At 71.5% G+C, this 18,062-nt stretch carries 12 protein-coding genes and 1 pseudogene; 8 read left to right on the top strand and 5 right to left on the bottom strand.

Features of this window, described 5'->3' with window-relative positions; all coding sequences use genetic code 11:
• Nucleotides 1–5: 5 nt before the first annotated feature.
• The 3 genes from ACZ7L5_RS17445 (at nt 6) to ACZ7L5_RS17435 (ending at nt 3,588) form a co-directional block, all read left to right on the top strand.
• On the top strand, nt 6–1,790 hold the full coding sequence (locus ACZ7L5_RS17445) for an ArnT family glycosyltransferase (protein WP_471517494.1): 1,785 nt from the start codon (nt 6–8) through the stop codon (nt 1,788–1,790).
• A gap of 80 nt (nt 1,791–1,870) precedes the next feature.
• Nucleotides 1,871–2,791 carry a MurR/RpiR family transcriptional regulator gene (locus ACZ7L5_RS17440; RefSeq protein ID WP_328884228.1) on the top strand — a complete coding sequence of 307 codons (921 nt, stop codon included), beginning with the start codon at nt 1,871–1,873 and terminating at the stop codon, nt 2,789–2,791.
• Between the two features lie 422 nt (nt 2,792–3,213).
• Nucleotides 3,214–3,588 carry a hypothetical protein gene (locus ACZ7L5_RS17435; RefSeq protein WP_328877390.1) on the top strand — a complete coding sequence of 125 codons (375 nt, stop codon included), beginning with the start codon at nt 3,214–3,216 and terminating at the stop codon, nt 3,586–3,588.
• A 49-nt stretch (nt 3,589–3,637) separates the two neighbouring features.
• Here the strand turns inward: ACZ7L5_RS17435 and ACZ7L5_RS17430 are convergent, their stop codons facing one another.
• Entirely contained in the window at nt 3,638–4,453 is an 816-nt protein-coding gene (locus tag ACZ7L5_RS17430) for a cellulose binding domain-containing protein (RefSeq protein WP_471517492.1), read from the bottom strand.
• A gap of 202 nt (nt 4,454–4,655) precedes the next feature.
• Here ACZ7L5_RS17430 and ACZ7L5_RS17425 point away from each other — a divergent pair, with 202 nt between their 5' ends.
• Nucleotides 4,656–7,100 carry a polysaccharide lyase 8 family protein gene (locus ACZ7L5_RS17425; protein WP_471517490.1) on the top strand — a complete coding sequence of 815 codons (2,445 nt, stop codon included), beginning with the start codon at nt 4,656–4,658 and terminating at the stop codon, nt 7,098–7,100.
• Between the two features lie 16 nt (nt 7,101–7,116).
• Here the strand turns inward: ACZ7L5_RS17425 and ACZ7L5_RS17420 are convergent, their stop codons facing one another.
• The 3 genes and pseudogenes from ACZ7L5_RS17420 to ACZ7L5_RS17410 form a co-directional block, all read right to left on the bottom strand.
• Complete coding sequence (locus ACZ7L5_RS17420; RefSeq protein WP_471517488.1) at nt 7,117–7,959, bottom strand: ATP-grasp domain-containing protein; 843 nt, start codon at nt 7,957–7,959, stop codon at nt 7,117–7,119.
• A gap of 211 nt (nt 7,960–8,170) precedes the next feature.
• Nucleotides 8,171–8,671 (bottom strand): annotated as a pseudogene (locus ACZ7L5_RS17415) (HAD family hydrolase); the annotation flags it as partial.
• A gap of 169 nt (nt 8,672–8,840) precedes the next feature.
• A complete protein-coding gene (locus ACZ7L5_RS17410; protein ID WP_471517486.1) occupies nt 8,841–9,935 on the bottom strand; it encodes a substrate-binding domain-containing protein in 1,095 nt (364 codons plus the stop codon).
• Between the two features lie 338 nt (nt 9,936–10,273).
• Between ACZ7L5_RS17410 and ACZ7L5_RS17405 the strand changes: the two genes are divergently transcribed.
• The 4 genes from ACZ7L5_RS17405 to ACZ7L5_RS17390 all read left to right on the top strand — a co-directional run bounded on the left by ACZ7L5_RS17405 (nt 10,274) and on the right by ACZ7L5_RS17390 (nt 16,793).
• Entirely contained in the window at nt 10,274–11,026 is a 753-nt protein-coding gene (locus ACZ7L5_RS17405; RefSeq protein ID WP_471518114.1) for a TetR family transcriptional regulator, read from the top strand.
• A 193-nt stretch (nt 11,027–11,219) separates the two neighbouring features.
• A complete protein-coding gene (locus ACZ7L5_RS17400; protein WP_471518113.1) occupies nt 11,220–11,633 on the top strand; it encodes a Zn-ribbon domain-containing OB-fold protein in 414 nt (137 codons plus the stop codon).
• 187 nt (nt 11,634–11,820) lie between these two features.
• Nucleotides 11,821–14,619 (top strand): hypothetical protein, encoded by a 2,799-nt coding sequence (locus tag ACZ7L5_RS17395; RefSeq protein WP_471517484.1) that lies wholly within the window; start codon nt 11,821–11,823, stop codon nt 14,617–14,619.
• Between the two features lie 242 nt (nt 14,620–14,861).
• Entirely contained in the window at nt 14,862–16,793 is a 1,932-nt protein-coding gene (locus ACZ7L5_RS17390; protein ID WP_471517482.1) for a serine/threonine-protein kinase, read from the top strand.
• Between the two features lie 454 nt (nt 16,794–17,247).
• On the opposite strand, the gene ACZ7L5_RS17385 is transcribed toward ACZ7L5_RS17390, so the two are convergent.
• Entirely contained in the window at nt 17,248–18,051 is an 804-nt protein-coding gene (locus ACZ7L5_RS17385) for an FHA domain-containing protein (RefSeq protein WP_471517480.1), read from the bottom strand.
• Nucleotides 18,052–18,062 lie beyond the last annotated feature (11 nt).

Genomic DNA, 18,062 nt, shown 5'->3' with positions numbered 1-18,062 from the left:
GGCCCATGGGCCGGCTCCGGATCAGTTCCCGCCGCCGCGGGGTCGACGGCGCCGCGGAGCGGAAGATGGCGCTCGAACGGCACGCGGTTTCTGCCTCCGTCCCTGCCTCGGTCCCTGCTCGGACCCCGGAGGCGCCCTCCGGTGTGCCCGACGCCTCCGTCTCGCAGCCCTCGCAGTCCTCGCGGCTGTCCGGCAGGCGCTGGCTCGTGCCGCTCCTCGTGGTCGTGCTGCTAGGCCAGATGGCCGTGGCGATGGTGACGACGGCGGTACAGCAGACTCCGACGATCGACGAACCCGTCTACGTGGGCACGGCGGCCGAGTATCTGCACGAGCACCGGCTGATCCACAACCCCGAGCATCCGCCGCTCGGAAAGCTGGTCATCGCCGTCGGGGGGGCGGCGGCCGATCCACATGTCGACCGCTCCTTCGCCGGTGATCAGGGCCAGTTGGGGCGGCACCTGCTGTACGAGTCGGGCAATGATCCATGGCGGCTGATGCTGTTCGCCCGACTCCCCGTGATCGTTCTGACTCTTTCGTTCGGATTGATCGTCTTCGCCTTCGCCCGTGAACTGGCCGGTCCGGCGGGCGGTTTGGCGGCCCTGGGGCTGTACGCCTTCTCCCCCGACCTCATCGCGCACGGCTCGCTGGCCACACTGGACGTCCCGGCGGCCGGGTTCGTGCTGACGTCGGTCTGGCTGTTGTGGCGGGCCCGCCGCCGGCCGCGCTGGTACGTGCCACTGGCCGGGGTGGCCCTCGGTGCGGCGTTGGCCACGAAGATGAGCACCCTGGCCGCGGTCCCGGTCCTCCTTGCGCTCACGGGACTGTCGGTGTGGTGCGCGAAGTCGCCCTCGGAGCCGCGCCGACGGGTACTCGGGTGGGCGGCCGCGAGCGCCGGGGTCGTGGCGGTGGCCGCGATCGCCGTGGTGTGGGCCTCGTACCTGGTGGTCGACCCGCGGCTGCGCTGGGCGCCGCAGCAGCCGGTACCCGTGGTGCACGGGCTGCGCGAACTCGTCATCGATCTGCTGCCGTTCCCGGAGTCCTACCGCGACGGGATGCGCGTCCAGTTCGGGTTCGAGGAGTACCCGTGGCAGGGCTTCCTCTTCGGCCGGCTCTACACGGGTTCGCTCTGGTACTACCTGCCGGCCGCCCTGCTGGTGAAGACGCCGCTCGGCATGCTCGCCCTGTGGGCGGCGGGTGGCGTGGCGGTGGTGGCCGTACGGCGGCTGCGACCGGCGGCGCCCTACCTGCTGGTGCCCGCCGCCGTGCTGCTCGCCGCGGCCATGCTCGGGTCACGGGACTTCGGCACGCGGCACGCCGTCTTCGTGCCGATGTTCCTGGCGGTGGCGGGGGGTTGTGTGCTCGCGGTGCGGTGGCGGTGGGCGCCGGTCGCCGTCGGGGCACTGGTCGCGTTCGTCGCGGTCAGCTCCCTGCGAACGTATCCGTACTACCTGCCGTACTCCAACGAGGCGTTCGGCGGTCCGGCGAAGACCCATCTGCGATTGCACGACTCGAACGTGGACTGGGGCCAGGACCTGGGCCGGCTCGCGGACCGGCTGAACGAGCGGTATCGGGGCGAGCGGATCTGGCTCGTGTACAAGGGCAGCGGGGTGCCGTCCGCCCACGGCATCGACGCGGCCGATCCGCGCAAGGTACCGGCCCGCGAGGTGCGCGGACTGCTGGTCGTGTCGGACTCCGCGGTGGCCAAGGCGACCGGCCGACTGGCCGAATTGATCGACAGCAGTCGTCCGATCGATACGGTCGGCCATTCGATCACCATCTATCGTCGGTGAGCGCGGGCCCCATACCAGCCCAGGTCACCACAGTGTGTGAGCTATGTTGAAGCACTGTGGAAGACAATGGAGCCGCCTCCCTGCCATCGCCGCAGCAGGCACGCGCACAGGCATCCGCGATCACCTCGGGCAAGTCCGCCGGCGAAGCGGAGGCGTCCCCGACTTCCCAGCTCAGGACACTCTTCGATCAGCCTCGGCTGTCACCCGGGCAGCGGCGCATCGCCCAGTATCTGATCGAGCACATCACCGAAGCGGCGTTCCTTTCGATCACCGATCTCGCCGAACGGGTGGGTGTCAGCCAGCCGTCGGTGACGCGTTTCGCCGCGGCAGTGGGCTTCAGCGGTTACCCCGCGCTACGGGAGAGGCTCCAGTCGATCGCGCTCGGGCACCTCGCCGGGGGCCCCGCGGCCGAGGAGAACGGCGCGAACGAACTGCAGTCCGCCGTGGACGCCGAGATCGAGAACCTGGAGAACCTGCGGCGCGACTTCGGCGATCCCGACCAGGTGATCGACATCGGCCGCAAACTGTCCCGGTCGACGCCGCTGACCATCCTCGGACTGCGCATCTCGGCGTCCCTCGCCGAGTACTTCGCCTACGCGGCGCGCCGGGTCCACCCCGATGTGCGGCTGGTGACCCGGGGCGGCAGCGTCGCCTACGACGCGCTGCTGCAGTCGCGCGAGGCGGGCGGCACCTGGGTGCTGGCGTTCTCCATGCCCCGGCACGCCCAGGAGACCCTGACCGCCGTACGGGTCGCGCGCAGCGCCGGACTGCGGGTCGCCCTGATCACCGACCTGGCACTCGGCCCGGTGGCCGACGACGCGGACGTCGTCTTCGCCACCAACACCGGCTCCCGGCTGGTCTTCGACTCCTACGCCGCGCCCGGCGTGATGGCCGCCGCGCTGCTGCAGGCCATGACCGACGCCGACCCGGAACGGACACAGGCGCGGCTCGAGGACTACGAGCAGATCTCCGACCAGCACCAGTTCTTCCTCCGGGACTGATCCCGCCGGAACAGCCCCCACCAGGACTGATCCACCGCATCACCCGCCCGCAGGGCACCGCTCCCTCACTTCTCTCGAACCGCACCACAAGGGGACCATTCACTTCAAAGCGCGCATGAATGTTTTCATACGTCTTGCAAAGCGGACGGCATATATAAATACTTCACACGCACCATCCGCCCGCAGAGAGCAGCCGGTCCGTTCATGCGCACGTCACCCCATCCGTCGTGCGACCGCCGTCTGCCCTTCCGGGCTCCTCAACGAACACCCGTTGCCGCCGTCTCCTACCCGCGTCGGCGCGCGGGCTGTTCGGTCGGGCATCGCCTGCGCGAGCGCCCGTGGCGGCGGCCCCGGTCATCCCCTAGGCCGGGGCCGCCCCGACCACGTCGAACACCCCGGACGACGCCGCACACCCGGAAGCGATGATCATGCCCCTGACGACCACGCGCATCACCCCGGACTGGCCGTGCCAGGTCAAGGCCCCCGGTTCCTACGACTGGGAACGCTCCGCGGCCAAGTGGCTGCGCGAGCTGGTGCCGGCCCGCTACGCCAGCTACCCGGCCCTGATCCGCCACCCCGTGCTGCTCGCCCGCCATGCGCATATCCAGGTCCAGAACGAGATCCGGGTCGCGCGCACCGCGCTGCAGACCGCCCGGGCGGACCTGCCCGCCCTCGGCATGCCGGAGTCGGTCATCGAACACACCATCAAGCTGTACGCGGCCGAGGTCATGCAGCTGCAGCACATCGCCCGCAGTGTGCGCGCGGTGTCGCAGGCGCTGGTCGACCACGGGCGCTGACCGGCCGCCGCTCTTCCTTCGACCCGAGGCGCGCGGCCGTGCGGCGGCGTCAGGACGCATCCGCCGTCGCCGCACAGGTGACCTCCGCCGACGGGGCACCGGACGCCGAGGTGTCGGCGATGAAGCCGAAGGTGACGCTAGCGCCGGGCGCCAGCTTCCCGTTCCACGACGCGTTGGCGACGGTGGCCGTGCCGTCCCCGGTCGTGGTGAGGGTGCCGTCCCAGACCTGGGTGAGGCGGGCACCGTCGGCCGGTACGACCGTCGCGGTCCAGCCGGCGGCCGAGGCGGCGGGCGCACCGGTCACCGTCACCTCGCCCTGATAGCCGCCCTGCCAGCTGTTGACGGTCCGGAAGGACGCGCTGCAGGCGGGAGGGTCACCGGGTTCGTCGGCGCCGGGTGCGCCGGCTGAACCACCCGCGCCGGGCGCGTTCCGGGTGGGCGCGGCCGACGCCGAGGCCGTGGTGGACGGAGCCGGATCCTTCGCCGCCGCCGTGTCGCCGTCACGGCCGGAGAGCAGGAGCGCACCGCCGAAGCCGATGACCGCGGCGGCCGTCACGGCGACCGCGACGGCCGCGCGACGAAACCCCGGGCCTGGCGTGTCCGCGCCTGGCGCGTCCGGGCCCGGGCGAGCGACAGTCCCGCGCGGTGCGATCCTCGTTTCCTCGGTGACGGCCGGGAGTTCCTGGGTCGCCTCCTCGGCGCCGGGCAGGGCACCGGGCACGACCACGGTCTCGTAGCCGTTCCGCTCCTGCTCCAGCTCCTTGAACAGCTCAGCGAGCGCGTCGGTGCGGCGTGGACGCAGGACGCGGATCGGTTCCAGGGCCGGGTCTTCGTCGGGCTGCGCGGGGTCGGGCCGAGTGGGCACGCCGCTCTCCTTCCGTCCCGTCTTCACGGGCTTCGCCAATTCCCGAGGAGTGATACGGGGTTGCCGCCCCAGCGGTTCAGCGGAGGAGGCCCGCCCTCACTCCCACTCCCACCCTCACCCCCACCCTCCCCAAATGATCAATACGATCAATTCGGTATCGACTATTGAGCGTTTGAACATTCCCCTGCTAGAAAGCGCCGTCATGACGACTCGTTGGTCACGTCGCGGCTTTCTGACCGCAAGCACTGGCACCGCTGTCGCGCTCGGCCTGTCCGGCCCGGCGAGCGCCGAGCCTCCGTCAGCCGTACCGGCCGCGGAGGCTGACGAGTTCACCACCCTGCGGGCCAAGTGGCGCACGCTCATTCTGGGCGACGGGTTCAGCCCCACCTCGGAACCGTTCAAGAGCCGACTTGCCGAACTCGGCGACACCGCACGTCGGTTGCGGTCCTCCATGGCCCCGGCCGCCGGTTCGCTCTGGCCGGACCTGGGGTACGCCGACCCGGAGCCCGACACCGATCAGGAGTCGTACGGCTACTCCGGCAACATGAACACCAGCTACAACCGGCTCAACACGCTCGCCCAGGCGTACTGCCAGCAGGGCACGGGACTGACCGGCGACACCGGGCTCAGGGACGCGATCCTGACCGGACTCGATCACCTCCACTCGGAGGTCTACAACGCTGGCCAGGCCCGCTACGGCAACTGGTACAGCTGGCAGATCGGTGCGCCGCAGTCGCTGCTCGACGTCTGTGTGCTGATGTACGACCACCTGTCGGCGGACCGGATCGCCGACTACATCGCCGCGGTGGACCACTTCGTGCCCGACTCGGCGGTCGCCGACTACACCGGCACCAGCACGGGGGCAAACCGCGTCGACCTGTGCCGGGTGCTGGCACTGCGCGGGATCGTCGGCGCGAACTCCGCCAAGGTCGCCCTGGCGCGGGACGCCCTCTCCCCCGTCTTCCCCTACGTGACCAGTGGCGACGGGCTCTACACGGACGGGTCGTTCATCCAGCACACCACGGTGCCGTACACGGGCTCGTACGGCTCGGTGCTGCTCGGCGGGCTCGGGTCGCTGTTCGCGCTGCTGGCCGGGTCGAGTTGGGAGGTCACCGACGCGTACCGGCAGATCGTGTTCGACGCGGTGGAGCGGGCGTGGGCGCCGTTCCTCTACAACGGGTTGGTGATGGACGGTGTGTCGGGGCGGGCGATCAGCCGGGGACTGTCCGCGTCCGACACGAAACAGATCCAGCAGGACGATCACCTCAGGGGCCATCCGATCCTCGCGTCGATCGTTCTGCTCGGTCAGAGCGCGAGTGCCACGGAGAACGCGCGCTGGCGCGGACTGGTCAAGGGGTGGCTGCAACGCGACTACTACAGCCCGCCCATGAGCAATCAGACGATCGGTCTCACCGCTCTGGCCCGCTTCGAGTCGGTCCTGGACGACACCTCGATCACTTCGATCGCCGAGCCGACCGGTCACCGGCTGTTTCCCAACATGGCCCGGGCCACGCACCGCAGGCCCGGCTGGGCCGCCTCACTCAGCATGGCCGACCGGCGGGTCACCTACTACGAGACCGGCAACGGGGAGAACCTGCGGGGCTGGCACACCGGTTCCGGGATGCTCTATTGGTGGGGTGACACCTACGGCAACGGCCAGTACAGCGACGCCTTCTGGCCCACGGTCGACCCGTACCGGCTGCCCGGCACGACCACGTCGCGCAGAACGCTCGCGGACGCGGCGGGCGGCGACTGGGGTGCGTCCCTGCCCGATGTGAACTGGGTCGGCGGGGCCACCGACGGGCAGCGGGCGGCGATCGGGCAGTACCTGAAGGGCCTGCAGTCCACGCTGCTCGCGAAGAAGTCCTGGTTCTTCCTGGACGACAGGGTCGTCTGCCTCGGTGCCGGCATCAAGTGCACCGACGGCACGGCGGTGGAGACGACGGTCGAGAATCGCAACCTCGGTCCCACGGGCGCCGCCCCCTTCGTCGTCGACGGCACCGCCAAGCCCGCCGGCCACCCCTGGTCGGAGACGCTCACCGGCGCCACCTGGGCGCACATCGGCGGACACGGCGGCTATGTGTTCCCCGGCGGCGCGACCGTGAAGGCGCTGCGGGACGCGCGGGACGGTCGGTGGAGCGACATCAACAAGGGCGGCTCCACGACGGTACTCGACCGCAAGTACCTGACCCTGTACGTCGATCACGGCACGAATCCGACCGACGGCCGCTATGCCTATCTGCTCATGCCGTGTGCGACGGCCGCTCGGACCCAGGCCCGCGCCGCCGCCACGACCTGGCTGACCGTCCTCGCCAACACCAACGACCAGCAGGGCGTCGCCGTTGGCTCGCTCGGCTTCACAGGCGTGAACTTCTGGTTCGGCGGCACGGTCGGACCTCTCGTGGCAAGCAATCCGTGCTGCGTGATGATCAGTGAGAAGTCCGACGGTACGGCGGTGATCTGCGTCAGCGATCCGATGCGGATGCAGACGGGCCTGACGCTCACCTGGAATCGGGCCGTGTCCGCGGTGGTCTCCAAACCGTCCACCGTGACCGCGGCGACGACCGGTTCGTCACTGAGGCTCACCTTCGGCGACCTGAGCACGACGAAGGGCGCGACGCAGAAGATCACCGTTCGGCTGGGGTGAGAGCGCGCGGCTGCGGTCAGGCTCCCGCGGCGAGGAAACGGTGCAGGGACGCCTTCATCGCGGCGACGAAGGCGTCCCGGCGCCTGTCGTCCAAGGTGTCCAGGGACAGATAGGGGTTGAGGTCCTCCAACTCGACCAGCAGCAGTTCACCGCCCGGCGCACGGCAGGCGTCGACGCGCTGGATACCGTGGTCGATGCCGTTCCACTCGATGAAACGCCGGGCGAACTCCAGGTCGCCGTCGGTGGGTTCGTACGGCTCCAGCTGCCATCGTCGGTCGGTGTGCGGCGCGTACAGGGCGTACTGGAAGTCGTGGTCGACGAAGTAGAAGGAGACCTCGTAGGCGAAATCGACGCACGGCTGGATCAGGACGGTCCCGCCGGACTCCTCACCCGCGCCCTCTGCGGCCGGGTCCGAAACGATCCGCAGCCCGATCGAATCGGCGCCGAGCTTGGGCTTCACGACATACCGATCGCACTCGGGCAGCAGGTGCAGGTCCTCGCTGCGGTCCACGGTCGGGATGACCGGGAACCCGGCGACGGTCAGGTCGAGCAGATACTGCTTGCCCGCCATGTCCGCCTTGCCCGACAGCGGGTTGTACACCCGCGTCCCCGCGGCGACCGCGCGCCGGCGAAACTCGTCGTACGCGTCCTGGTGACCCAGCACCGGACCGCTGTTGCGGACGACGACCGCGTCGAAGGCGTCCATGAGCGCGGCCGCGTCCCGAGGGTGGCACAGGGCGAGGTCGAAGTCGTCCCGCAGCCGTGAGGTGAGGAAGATGTCCTCGTCGCAGTAGCGCCGCCCGCGTGCCTGGTAGGCCAGGTCGGTGACGTACAGGAGGCGGGGTCGGGCGGGCGGCATGTGGTGCTCCTCGGCTGCGGCGGGAGGCGATCGTAAGCGGACCGGCGGTCACCGAACAAACATCGGACCAGCCGAGGCCGACGAACAGACGCCGGACCGGCCGAGGCCACAGCCCGGCCGCCCACAGCTCCTCCCTCCCGACTCCCTCCAGGCCCCGCCGCACGGTGCGCCGAGGACCGGGGTCGATGGGCGCGTACGAGGGGACGGCGAGCACCCGGCAACCCGCCGCCTCGGCCGCGGCGACCCCCGTGGGCGAGTCCTCGACGGCGAGACAGGCCGCTGGGTCCACGCCCAGGGACCGGGCGGCGGCGAGGTAGGGGGCGGCCGCGGGCTTGCCGTGCGGAGCCTCGCCCTCGGCGACCGTCGTACCGAATCTGTCGGCGCCCAGCGTCTTCAGTACGGCGTCCATCACCGGCCGCGAGGACGCCGAGACGAGCGCCGTCGGGATGCCTGCCTCCTGGAGCAGATCGAGGAGCGCGAGGGCACCGGGGAGCGGGGCTGCTTCACGCTGGACGGCCGTCAGGAAGCGGGCTTCCAGGACGGCGGCGAGAGACTGCGGATCGTCGTCACCGGTCAGGGGCAGGAGGCGGGCGGCGGCCTCGGTGGCCGAACGGCCCAGGACATCGAAGAGGTCGTCGGCGCCGATCCGGGGCACGGCCTCACGGACCGTACGCAGCCACAGCGACTCGGTGTCGACCAGCGTGCCGTCCATGTCGAGGAGCACCGCGTGCGGGGCGGCGGCGAAGGGGCGGCCGTCGAGGGTCCAGTGCCGGTCGGGGTGTCGGCCGAGGGCGGCGAACACCTGGGCCGCGACATCGGCATGCCGTAGCGGACGCGGCGCCGGGCCGATCCCGGGGCCTGCGGCGACCAGCCATGTTCGCTCATCCGCCGATCGATTCACCACCGCAGGATGAGCGGACCCTCAACTCCGGGAGCAGGTCCAGGTGTTGACGCGGCCCCGGCTGCTGCCCGCTGCGACGCTCGGCGAGGCGCTCCAGCAGCAGCTTGGCGGCCAGCTCCCCCACGGAGCGCGTGGGTGGCGCGACGGCGGTGAGCGGTACGTCGGAGAGACCGGCGACCTCGTCCTCGTACGCGATCAGCGCCAGGTCGTCCGGGACCCGGATGCCGCATGCCTGGAGCCGTGGCACCAGCACGATCGCGTCCTCGTCGCTGTGCACCAGCGCGGCGGTGACGCGACGCTTCTTCACCGCTTCGACGAGATAGTCGACGCTCGCCTCGTAGTCCCCGTGTTCCCGCACGGTCGGGGCGGCGCCCTTGTCCACGTCGAGCCCCAGGGCCTGCACGGCCGCCTGGTAGCCGGCAGTGATCTGGTTGGCGTGCGGTCCCTCCTGCAGAACGGCGGTGATCCTGCGGTGCCCGAGGCTCGCGAAGTGACCGACGGCGACCGCGGCGCCGTGGGCCCGGTCGGTGCGCACCCGGTCGAGCACGGCGGCGGGGTTTCCGGGCGGGGCCAGGCGTTCGACCAGGACGGCGGGAACATCGTGCTCCAGTAGCCACTTCTCCTGACCGTTCTCGGGCACACCGCCGAACCAGCTGGGTGCGACGAGCAGTCCTTCCGCGCCGCCCGAGAGGAGGTGGTCGGCCTGCACCGAGTCCTCGGCGTCGACGTAGCCGGACACCCCCAGCACGAGCCGGCCGCCCCGGGCCGCGACCGCTTGCCGGGCGCCGCGCACGATGTCGGCGAAGATGTAGTTCGTGGTCGGGACGATCATTCCGATCACCGCGCCCTCGGCGCCCGCCGGCCGTTCGCGCACCTCGGCGGCCGTGTCCCCCGGCCACACGACCGCGCCGTGCAGCCGTTGCACCCGGCCCTGCGCAGCGAGCGCTTCGACATCGCGCCGCAGCGTGACGGCGGAGACGCCGAGTTCGGCGGCGAGTTCGGCGACGCGGAGGCTGCCCCGCTCCCGGACGAGTTCGAGCACCCGCTCGTGGCGCTGGTCGACGTGCAGTCGCATGGTTCCCCCTGGGGCGAGGCCGGTCGAACGATCCCGCGGGCCACGCGGAGCGTGATCCCGAGGCGCTCACTCTACGCCCACAATCGTATCGATCATTTCCGATCAATACGATCACCCGAAGGTGTCGGCGCTGGCTGGGCGGCTGCCCGGACCTCATCAGGGCCAGCACTCGGGGACAGTACTCAGTTCCCCCATCACGCTGCACTGAGTGCCATCCATCCAGCTCAGGTGCTACGTTCCGGTCCATGAGCTCCAGCAGTGCGGCATCCGGCCGCGGCGAGAAGGCCGAGCGGGCGGAAAAGGGCGAGAGGGCGGAGGCCACGGCCGCCAAGCCCCCCATGCGGGACGCCCTCGTCGCGGCGGCTTTCCAGCTCTTCCTGGAGCGGGGCTACGAGCAGACGACCGTCGACGACATCGTGACGCTCGCGGGCGTCGGGCGACGGTCGTTCTTCCGTTACTTCCCGTCCAAGGAGGACGTGGTCTTCCCTGACCACGAGCGGTGCCTGGCGGACATGACGGCCTTCCTGGCGGCAAGCGGCGAGGAGCACGAGCCAGTGCGCCGGGTGAGCGACGCCGCCCGGCTGGTGCTGCGTATGTACGCGGAGAACCCGACCTTCTCGGTACAGCGCTACCGCCTGACCAAGAGCGTGCCCGGACTGCGGGCGTACGAGCTGTCCGTGGTGTGGCGCTACGAGCGGCAGCTGGCCGAGTACCTGCGCGAGCGTTTCGCCGGCCGGCGCGACGGGACGCTCCAGGCCGACGTGATCGCCGCCGCGGTGGTCGCGGCCCACAACAACGCGCTGCGGTCCTGGCTGCGCTCCGACGGCCAGGGCGACGCGAGCGCCGAGGTGGACCACGCCCTGGGATATGTGCAGTCGGCCTTCGGCACCGGCCCCGCCCCGCGCCCGGACGGCGACGAAGCGCACGGTGTCGACGCGCACGGTGTCGACGCGCACGGTGGCGACGCGCATGGTGGCGAACCGGGGGGTCACGAACCGGCCGAGGACGTGGTGGTCGTCGTATCCCGGCGCGGGGCCCCGCTGTGGCGGGTCGTTCAGGAGATCGAGACGGCGCTGCGGCCGGGCACATAGTCCGGACGCTCGACCCGTGCGCATGATGCGCGCGCTCTGCCCAGGCGAATAATTCAGGGTACGCAGTGCCTTTACGAGTGGCACTCAGTGCCATACGCTGAGGCCGTGCACGGTGGCACGGTGAACCGGGCACGTCCGTGCACGGGTGACCCGCGCACGTGGGATTCCGGCCGAGCGCAGGGAGTTGACCAGCGTGTACCACCACTCAGGAAGCGTTGCTCGCCAGACCGGCGGTTCCGGTGCCGGCGTACTCGAACCCGCCGCCCCCGACAGGGACGCCATCGTCTTCCAGCGCTGCAGCTGGTGCGGTACGGCCATGTACCACCGGCTGCTGTGTCCGGTCTGTCAGGGCAGTGACCTGCGGACCGAGCGCAGCGAAGGGGTGGGGACCGTCCGGCACTCCACAGTGGTCCACCGCAACACCCCCGCGGCACGCAATGTGTCCCTCATAGAGATGGCCGAGGGGTTCGTAGTGCGCGGCAGGGTCATCGGCCCGCCGATCGGCATTCACAGCGGGGACCGGGTGCGGCTGTCCACGGCGAAGGACCCGGTCCGCAGCGAGCCGGTGTTCCAGCTGATCGACGAGCCCTACCGCGCCTGGACCTGACCGCCCTCCCCGCTCCCCCGCTCCCCCGCTCCCTCGTTCGCGCGGCCATCTCCGGTTGCGGCCACCGTAGTTGGCCTCGCGAGCGACCATTCTTCCCTCCCGACACAGGCAACGCATAACTAACACCTTCCGTCCTTCCCAGGTGAAGGGCCCGGGGCCGTCCCGGTGCGAACGGAAGGAGGGGCACGTGATTCGTGCCCGGCGAATATGGGTCACCGCCTTGGCGGTGCTCACGGTGGTGGGGGCGTCGCCAGGGTGGGCTCAGGCTCAACCGGCGTCCGAGGCAAGGCCGCTCGCGCACTCGACCGACGCCGACGGTGGCGGTGGCGATGGCGGTGGTGCGGGCCTGCCGGACGACTGGAGCATCACCCGTGACGGGCCCGCGCGGAAGCTGGTGTGGCGGTCCGACGAGCGGGTGCCGATGGGCGATGCCCGCGTCGAGTTCTACTCAGGTGACCGGCTGCTCGGCCGTCCGGCGCCGGCCAAGGACGGGCGTACGTTCCGGCTCGGCCTCGACGGAGTCCGGCTGGACTCCGTTCGGGACCTGGAAGTGTGGGCCGCGGGCCGCCGGTTGGACGCGCCCGACCCGACCTCCGGCAGCGCTCGCTCGGCGGTGACCGTCCCGCCGCGACCGCCTGCGAACCAGGTCGACCCCGGCAAACCGGGCACGTACCGGACCGTCACGGGCGAGTACGACCTCGACCCGGTACGGCTCCCCGGATACGCCGAGCCGGTCGAGATGCGGGCCGCGGTGGTGGCGCCCAAGGGCGCCGACGGCCGCCGTCCTCTCGCCCTGTTCCTGCACGGCCGCCACTCCACCTGCTACACACCGCAGGGTGAGATCAGCGGCGACTGGCCATGTGCCGCCGACGCCGAGCCCGTGCCGAGCCACCGGGGCTATCTGCGTGACCAGCGGCTCCTGGCCTCCCAGGGCTATGTGACCGTGTCGATCTCCGCCAACGGCATCAACGGCCAGGACTGGAGCGCCGAGGACGGCGGCGCGCAGGCCCGTTCCTCGCTCGTACGGCAGCATCTCGCCCGCTGGGCCGAATGGTCCGCCCACCCGGCCACGGCCCCCGCGCCCGTACGGCAGATGCCCGCGGCCGATCTGTCCCGTGTGCTGCTCGTCGGGCACTCGCGGGGCGGCGAAGGCGTCAACCGGGCGGCGATGGACAGCCTTTACCCGCCGCCCGCGAACCAGGACGGCTATCGCGGCCCGGTGCGCTGGCACATCCGCGGCACGGTCCTCATCGGCCCGACGATCTTCGGGCAGAACCCGGTTCCGGACGTACCGTCGATGACGATCCTGCCGGGCTGTGACGGCGATGTCTCCGATCTGCAGGGCGAGGTGTTCGTCGACGGAACCCGCCGGGTCAGCCGCGGGACCGCGCTGCACAGCGCGGTGTACATGGTCGGCGCCAACCACAACTACTTCAACAGCGAGTGGACGCCGGGCCAGGCCCAGGCGCCCGCCGACGACGACTTCTGGAACGACGAGGAGCAGCCCGACCCGGTCTGCGCGCCCGGCACCCGCACCCGGCTGACCGCCGATCAGCAGCACAAGGCGGGCGCCACGTACATCGCGGCGGCGGCGCGGCTGTTCGTCGCCAAGGACGACCGAGTACGCCCGCTGCTCGACGGCTCGGGCCGCCGCGCGCCCTCGGCCGACCCGGCGCGCGTCCTCACCCATGCCGTGGGCGGTCGGCGGAGCGCCGGTTTCCTGCCCGACGACAAGGTCGCGGTGAACGGAGGAGGCGGCCGGCTGTGTTCGGCGGTGCATCCCGCCACGGCCACCGCGTGCCTGTCGTCGGAGACGGCCGGCGGCTCCCCGCACTTTGCGCGGTGGGAGACCGACCGCGAGCCCGGCCGCCGCGCGATCGCGCTGCGCTGGTCCTCGGCGGGGGCGGCCGTACGGGTACGTCCCGAGCGGCCGGTGTCCTTGACGGGTGCGAAGGCGTTGGCGCTGCGTGTGATCGTGCCGCCGAACACCACCGGGACTCAGCTGGACGTCTCGGTCACCGACAGCGCCGGGCGGCACCGGGCCCTCGGCCGGGTCAAGGTCGACGGACTGCCGGGGTCGGACCGGACGGCGTCGTACTGGGCGCGCGAGGTGCGGGTGCCGCTCGGCGCCGATGACGCGGCGGCGCTCGACCTGAGGCACGTCAAGTCCCTGGAGCTGACGCCGCGTACGAGGTCCGGGCGGGCCTGGCTGATGGACGCCTGGGGGTGGCAGCCGGGCCTGCCGGAGGTGCGGGAGGCTGCGTTGCCCCGCGTCGACGTCGGACGGCTGACCGTGAAGGAAGGGAATTCGGGCGAACGGACGTACCGGGTGCCGGTGCGGGTGTCGGGGAGCGGCAGCGGGCAGGTACGGCTGTTCGTCGTCGACCCGGTCACGGGCAGGTCCACGGACCGGCTGGTGACGGTGCGGCCGGGTGCGCAGGACATCGACGTACCGGTGAAGATCCGGGGCAACACCCGCTACAGCTACGACCTGCCGCACAACGTCTTCGTCAAGGCGGTCCGTACGGCTGTGGTCGGTTCGCACCTGGGCGGAGTGACCGCGGAGAACGACGATCCGTTGCCCACGATCGAGGTGAAGCCGGTCGCGGACCGGGTGACCGAGGGGAAGCCGTTGAAGTGGCGGGTGACGCTGTCCGCGGCGGCCGATGTCGAGGTGGGCGGTGTGTTCGCCCTGGTACCGGTCACCGAAGGTGCCGTGCTGTCCACCAAGGACGTCGATCCCGAGTGGCTCCAGGAGACCTCCGGCGCGGCGCCGGATCCGGAGCGCCCGCTGTCCGCGGTGGACGACCTCAATCTGTGGATGTCCGTCCCGACGGGGGCCACGAGCACGGAGCTGACGGTGCCGACGGTCAAGGACACGGTGGCCGAGCCGGCCGAGTCGGTGCGCTTCCAGTTGACCGACGACGAGGGGGAACCGGTGCCCGGTGCGCCGGTGGTGAAGGGCACGGTGGTGGACGCGTCCTGAGGCGACGCACCTGAGGGCCTTTGAGGTGACGCGCCTCGCGGGCGGGCTCCCGGATGCCCGTCCGCAGCGCGTCACCGTCCCGTCGGGACACAGTGATCCGTCGTGCCGCTCAAGATGAGTGCGCCCCATGAAGACTCGAGGGATACCCCGAGTAACTGCCCCCTCACGCCGTAGGTTTGATCGCAGGCGCGCTGCGCAGCCACGTGACCGTGCGCGTCGTGAACCGGGGTGAGGGGGGATCCGTGCGTTCCGGAGAGGAGTTCGCCGGTCGCTATGTCCTCAAGGAGGTCATCGGCGCGGGGCGCGGCGGCGAAGTGTGGCGGGCCCACGACAGGCTGGTCGGCCAGGACGTCGCGCTGAAACCGGAGCGGATCGAGGGCGACCGCGAGACCGCGGTGCGGCGGCTGCTCGGCGAACCGCGCGCCATGGCCAAGTTCCGCGACCACCCGCACGTGGTGACCCTGTTCGACGTCGTGACCGTGCCTGCGGGCGATGACGGGCCCGAGACGTACTGGTTCGTCATGGAGTACGTGCCCGGCGGCGGCCTGGACCGGCTGCCGCGCATGTCACCGCAGCGGGCGGCCCGTGTCGGTGCCCAGCTCGCCGACGCGCTCGCCGCCCTGCACGGGGCGGGCATCGTCCACTGCGACGTCAAGCCGGCCAACATCGGCCTCACCCGGCACGGGGATGCGAAGTTGCTGGACTTCGGTGCCTCCCACCGGGTCGGCGGCACCGAGACCATCACGGCCAACGGCCCCTTCAGCTTCACCCCGGACTACGCCGCCCCCGAGCTGGCCCGGGGCAACGTTCCCCGGCCTGCTTCGGACGTGTTCTGCCTGGCGGCCACCCTCCACGCGCTCGTCACCGGTTCGCCTCCGCGCGGTGGGGAGCCCGTGGAGGAAGGGGAAGACGGGGAGGACGCCGAACGCCTGACGTACTGGAAGGCCGAGCAGGGCGTCGTCGACGTGGACGCCGACGCCATGGGACCGCTGTATCCCGCGCTGACCGCGATGCTCCGGCGTGATGCACGGCAACGGCCCGGCGCGAGGGAGGTCGAGCGTCTCCTGACGGCGGTCGCGGGGACCGCCTCGGACACCCCGTCGGACGACCGGCGCTCCGGACGCCCCCGGCGACGACGCACGCTGCTCGGCGCGGCCGTCGGTGTCGCCGCAGCGCTGGCCCTCGGAGTTGCCCTCGCTCCCGGCGGCTCCGACGGCCGCGTCGACACCCGCGGTGCCGCCAACGGCCTGCCCGCGGACGGGGCCACGGCCACCGCACGGCAGTCCCTGGTCGGCGATCCCCACACCGCCGACCTGTGCGCTCTGAGCGACCCCGCCGCCCTCGGCCGGTTCGGCAGGATTGAAGTCGACGTGGACTACGGCAACTTCGACCGCTGCGAGCTGCATCTGTACCCCGACGACGAGAGCCGTATCGACGTGACGGTCTACCTGCGCCGGGGCACACCGCCGGAGACGGCACGCCCCACGCGCACCGTCGGCCGGATCGGCATCATGGAGGAGCAGCCGGAGAGCGACGAGTGCGGGCGCCTGCTGCTCCCGCCGGACGACGCTCCCGACAGCGCCTCCGCCGCTGCCGACGGTGTCCTGCTCGGCGTCCGCGCCAACGAGGAGGAGGGCTCGGTGGTCGGCGGTGCCGCCACCTTGTGCACGGTCGCCGACTCGGCCGCCCGCAGCGCGGCGGAGGTCCTCGGCCGGGGCCCGGTCCCCCGCCGTTCCCAGGCCTACCCGGCCGTCTCCCTGGCCTGGGCGAACGCCTGCGAGCTGCTCGACGCCGAGGCACTGTCCGTCGTCCCCGGCATCGAGGCCGGCGCCCCGGAGGTCGGTGTCGCGAACTGGGACTGCGAGTGGTTCAGCGACGTCGACGATCTGGGGGCGGAGATCGCCTTCCACCGGGACCAGCCCAAGACCTCGGCGGACGGTGACCCGGTCCGGCTCGGCGGCCACGACGCCGTCGTGCGGAAGGAGGACGACAACGAGGACGGCGACGACAGCTGCACGGTGTTCGTGAAGTACCGCGAGTACGGCGGCCGGAACGCCGATACGTACGCCGAGATGCTGCGCGTGGACACTCGTGGACGGCGGCCCGTGGACGACCTGTGCGCGATGGCCGCGGACCTCGCGACCTCGGCTGCCGCGAAGCTGCCCGCACGCTGAGGTGGCCGCGCCCGACGTCACTTCAGGTGGGCGAGAATCGCCTTGGCTAAGTTCGTGGCCAGGGTGGGTGCGTCGGGGCCGGGGGCACCCTCGCCGAACGGTACGACGGTGAGCTGGAACGACTGACCGTCGCCGGCCGAGACGAGCGCGATGCACGACCCCTCCGAGTGACGGCCGGGAGTGCCGAGCAGGGCACGACGACCGGCAATCGTCCTCGGTGTGAATGCTTCTCGGTTCCCTCGAAGACGACGTAGAGCTTGCCGGGTCCGGGGTCGGCGGACGGGGAGGGGCTTCGCGTGGCCTGCGCCCGGTCCGACGACGGCCGGGCGGGTTCCTCGTCCGTGCCGCAGCCGGCGAGGGCGGCCGGCGCCGCCAGGCAGGCCAACGCCGTGGCAGCTTTGGCTCCGCGGCTCCGTGTGAACGGTCCCGAGGCGGAGTGGGTCATGCCGGGGCCCTAGGCGTGGGGCTCCGGGACCGGTCCCGGGTCCGGGGGTGAGGGCTCCTCCATCAGGTCGAGGTCCGGCGGTACGAGCGTGGTGGACTCCACCAGGCCGCGCAGCAGGTTGTGCAGCAGGCGGTTGTCGCCGGGACGGCCCTGGGACTTGTCGTGCAGCAGGGGGTACCGGAAGCCGGTGCGGTGCAGGCGACGGCGTACGTCCTCGATGCGGTACTCGATCCTGCGTTCGTTCCAGCCCACGTCGGGGCGCAGGTAGGCGAGTTGCCGTGCGGCCATGGCGTAGCTGAGGGGGCGCGGGTCCTCCTCGTACAGCAGGTAGCGCTGGCCCAGGACGACCAGCAGCAGGCGTTCGTCGTCGTCGAGCGGCCAGATCTCGGGGCGCAGCGTCTGAGCCCGGCGCCGCGAGACGGGCCCTTGGTCGTCGTGGCCCGCCACGTACAGCTCGACCAGGTGTTCCCGGTAGCCGGAGCCCTTCACGAACAGCGGGGTGTAGCCGGGGCCGAGCGGCATCGGCTCGGTCGTCATGTGCATCATCCGCCCGCGCGGCAGCCGGACGAGCTGTTGGCCGATGTTGCGCAGCCACCACTGCCCCTGCTGGTACGTCAGCTCGCCGTGCCGCCGGCTCACCCGCAGATCGTCCACCCCGACGCCCAGGTCCACGTCCGGCCGCTCGCCCCGCCCGAAACGCACCGTCAAACCCGGCCGCGGCGGCGCGGTGAGATCGCCGGTCACCGTGCGGGCGTGCAGGGTTCCGGGCGCCGTGGGTGCGACGCCGCGCGCGAGGCTGGCGGACAGGGGCATCGCTGGTCTCC

It is taken from the genome of Streptomyces sp. NPDC107528 (genome assembly GCF_055639295.1).
Note: the sequence above shows the minus strand (reverse complement) of the source record. Positions and strands in the feature narration are given on the sequence as shown.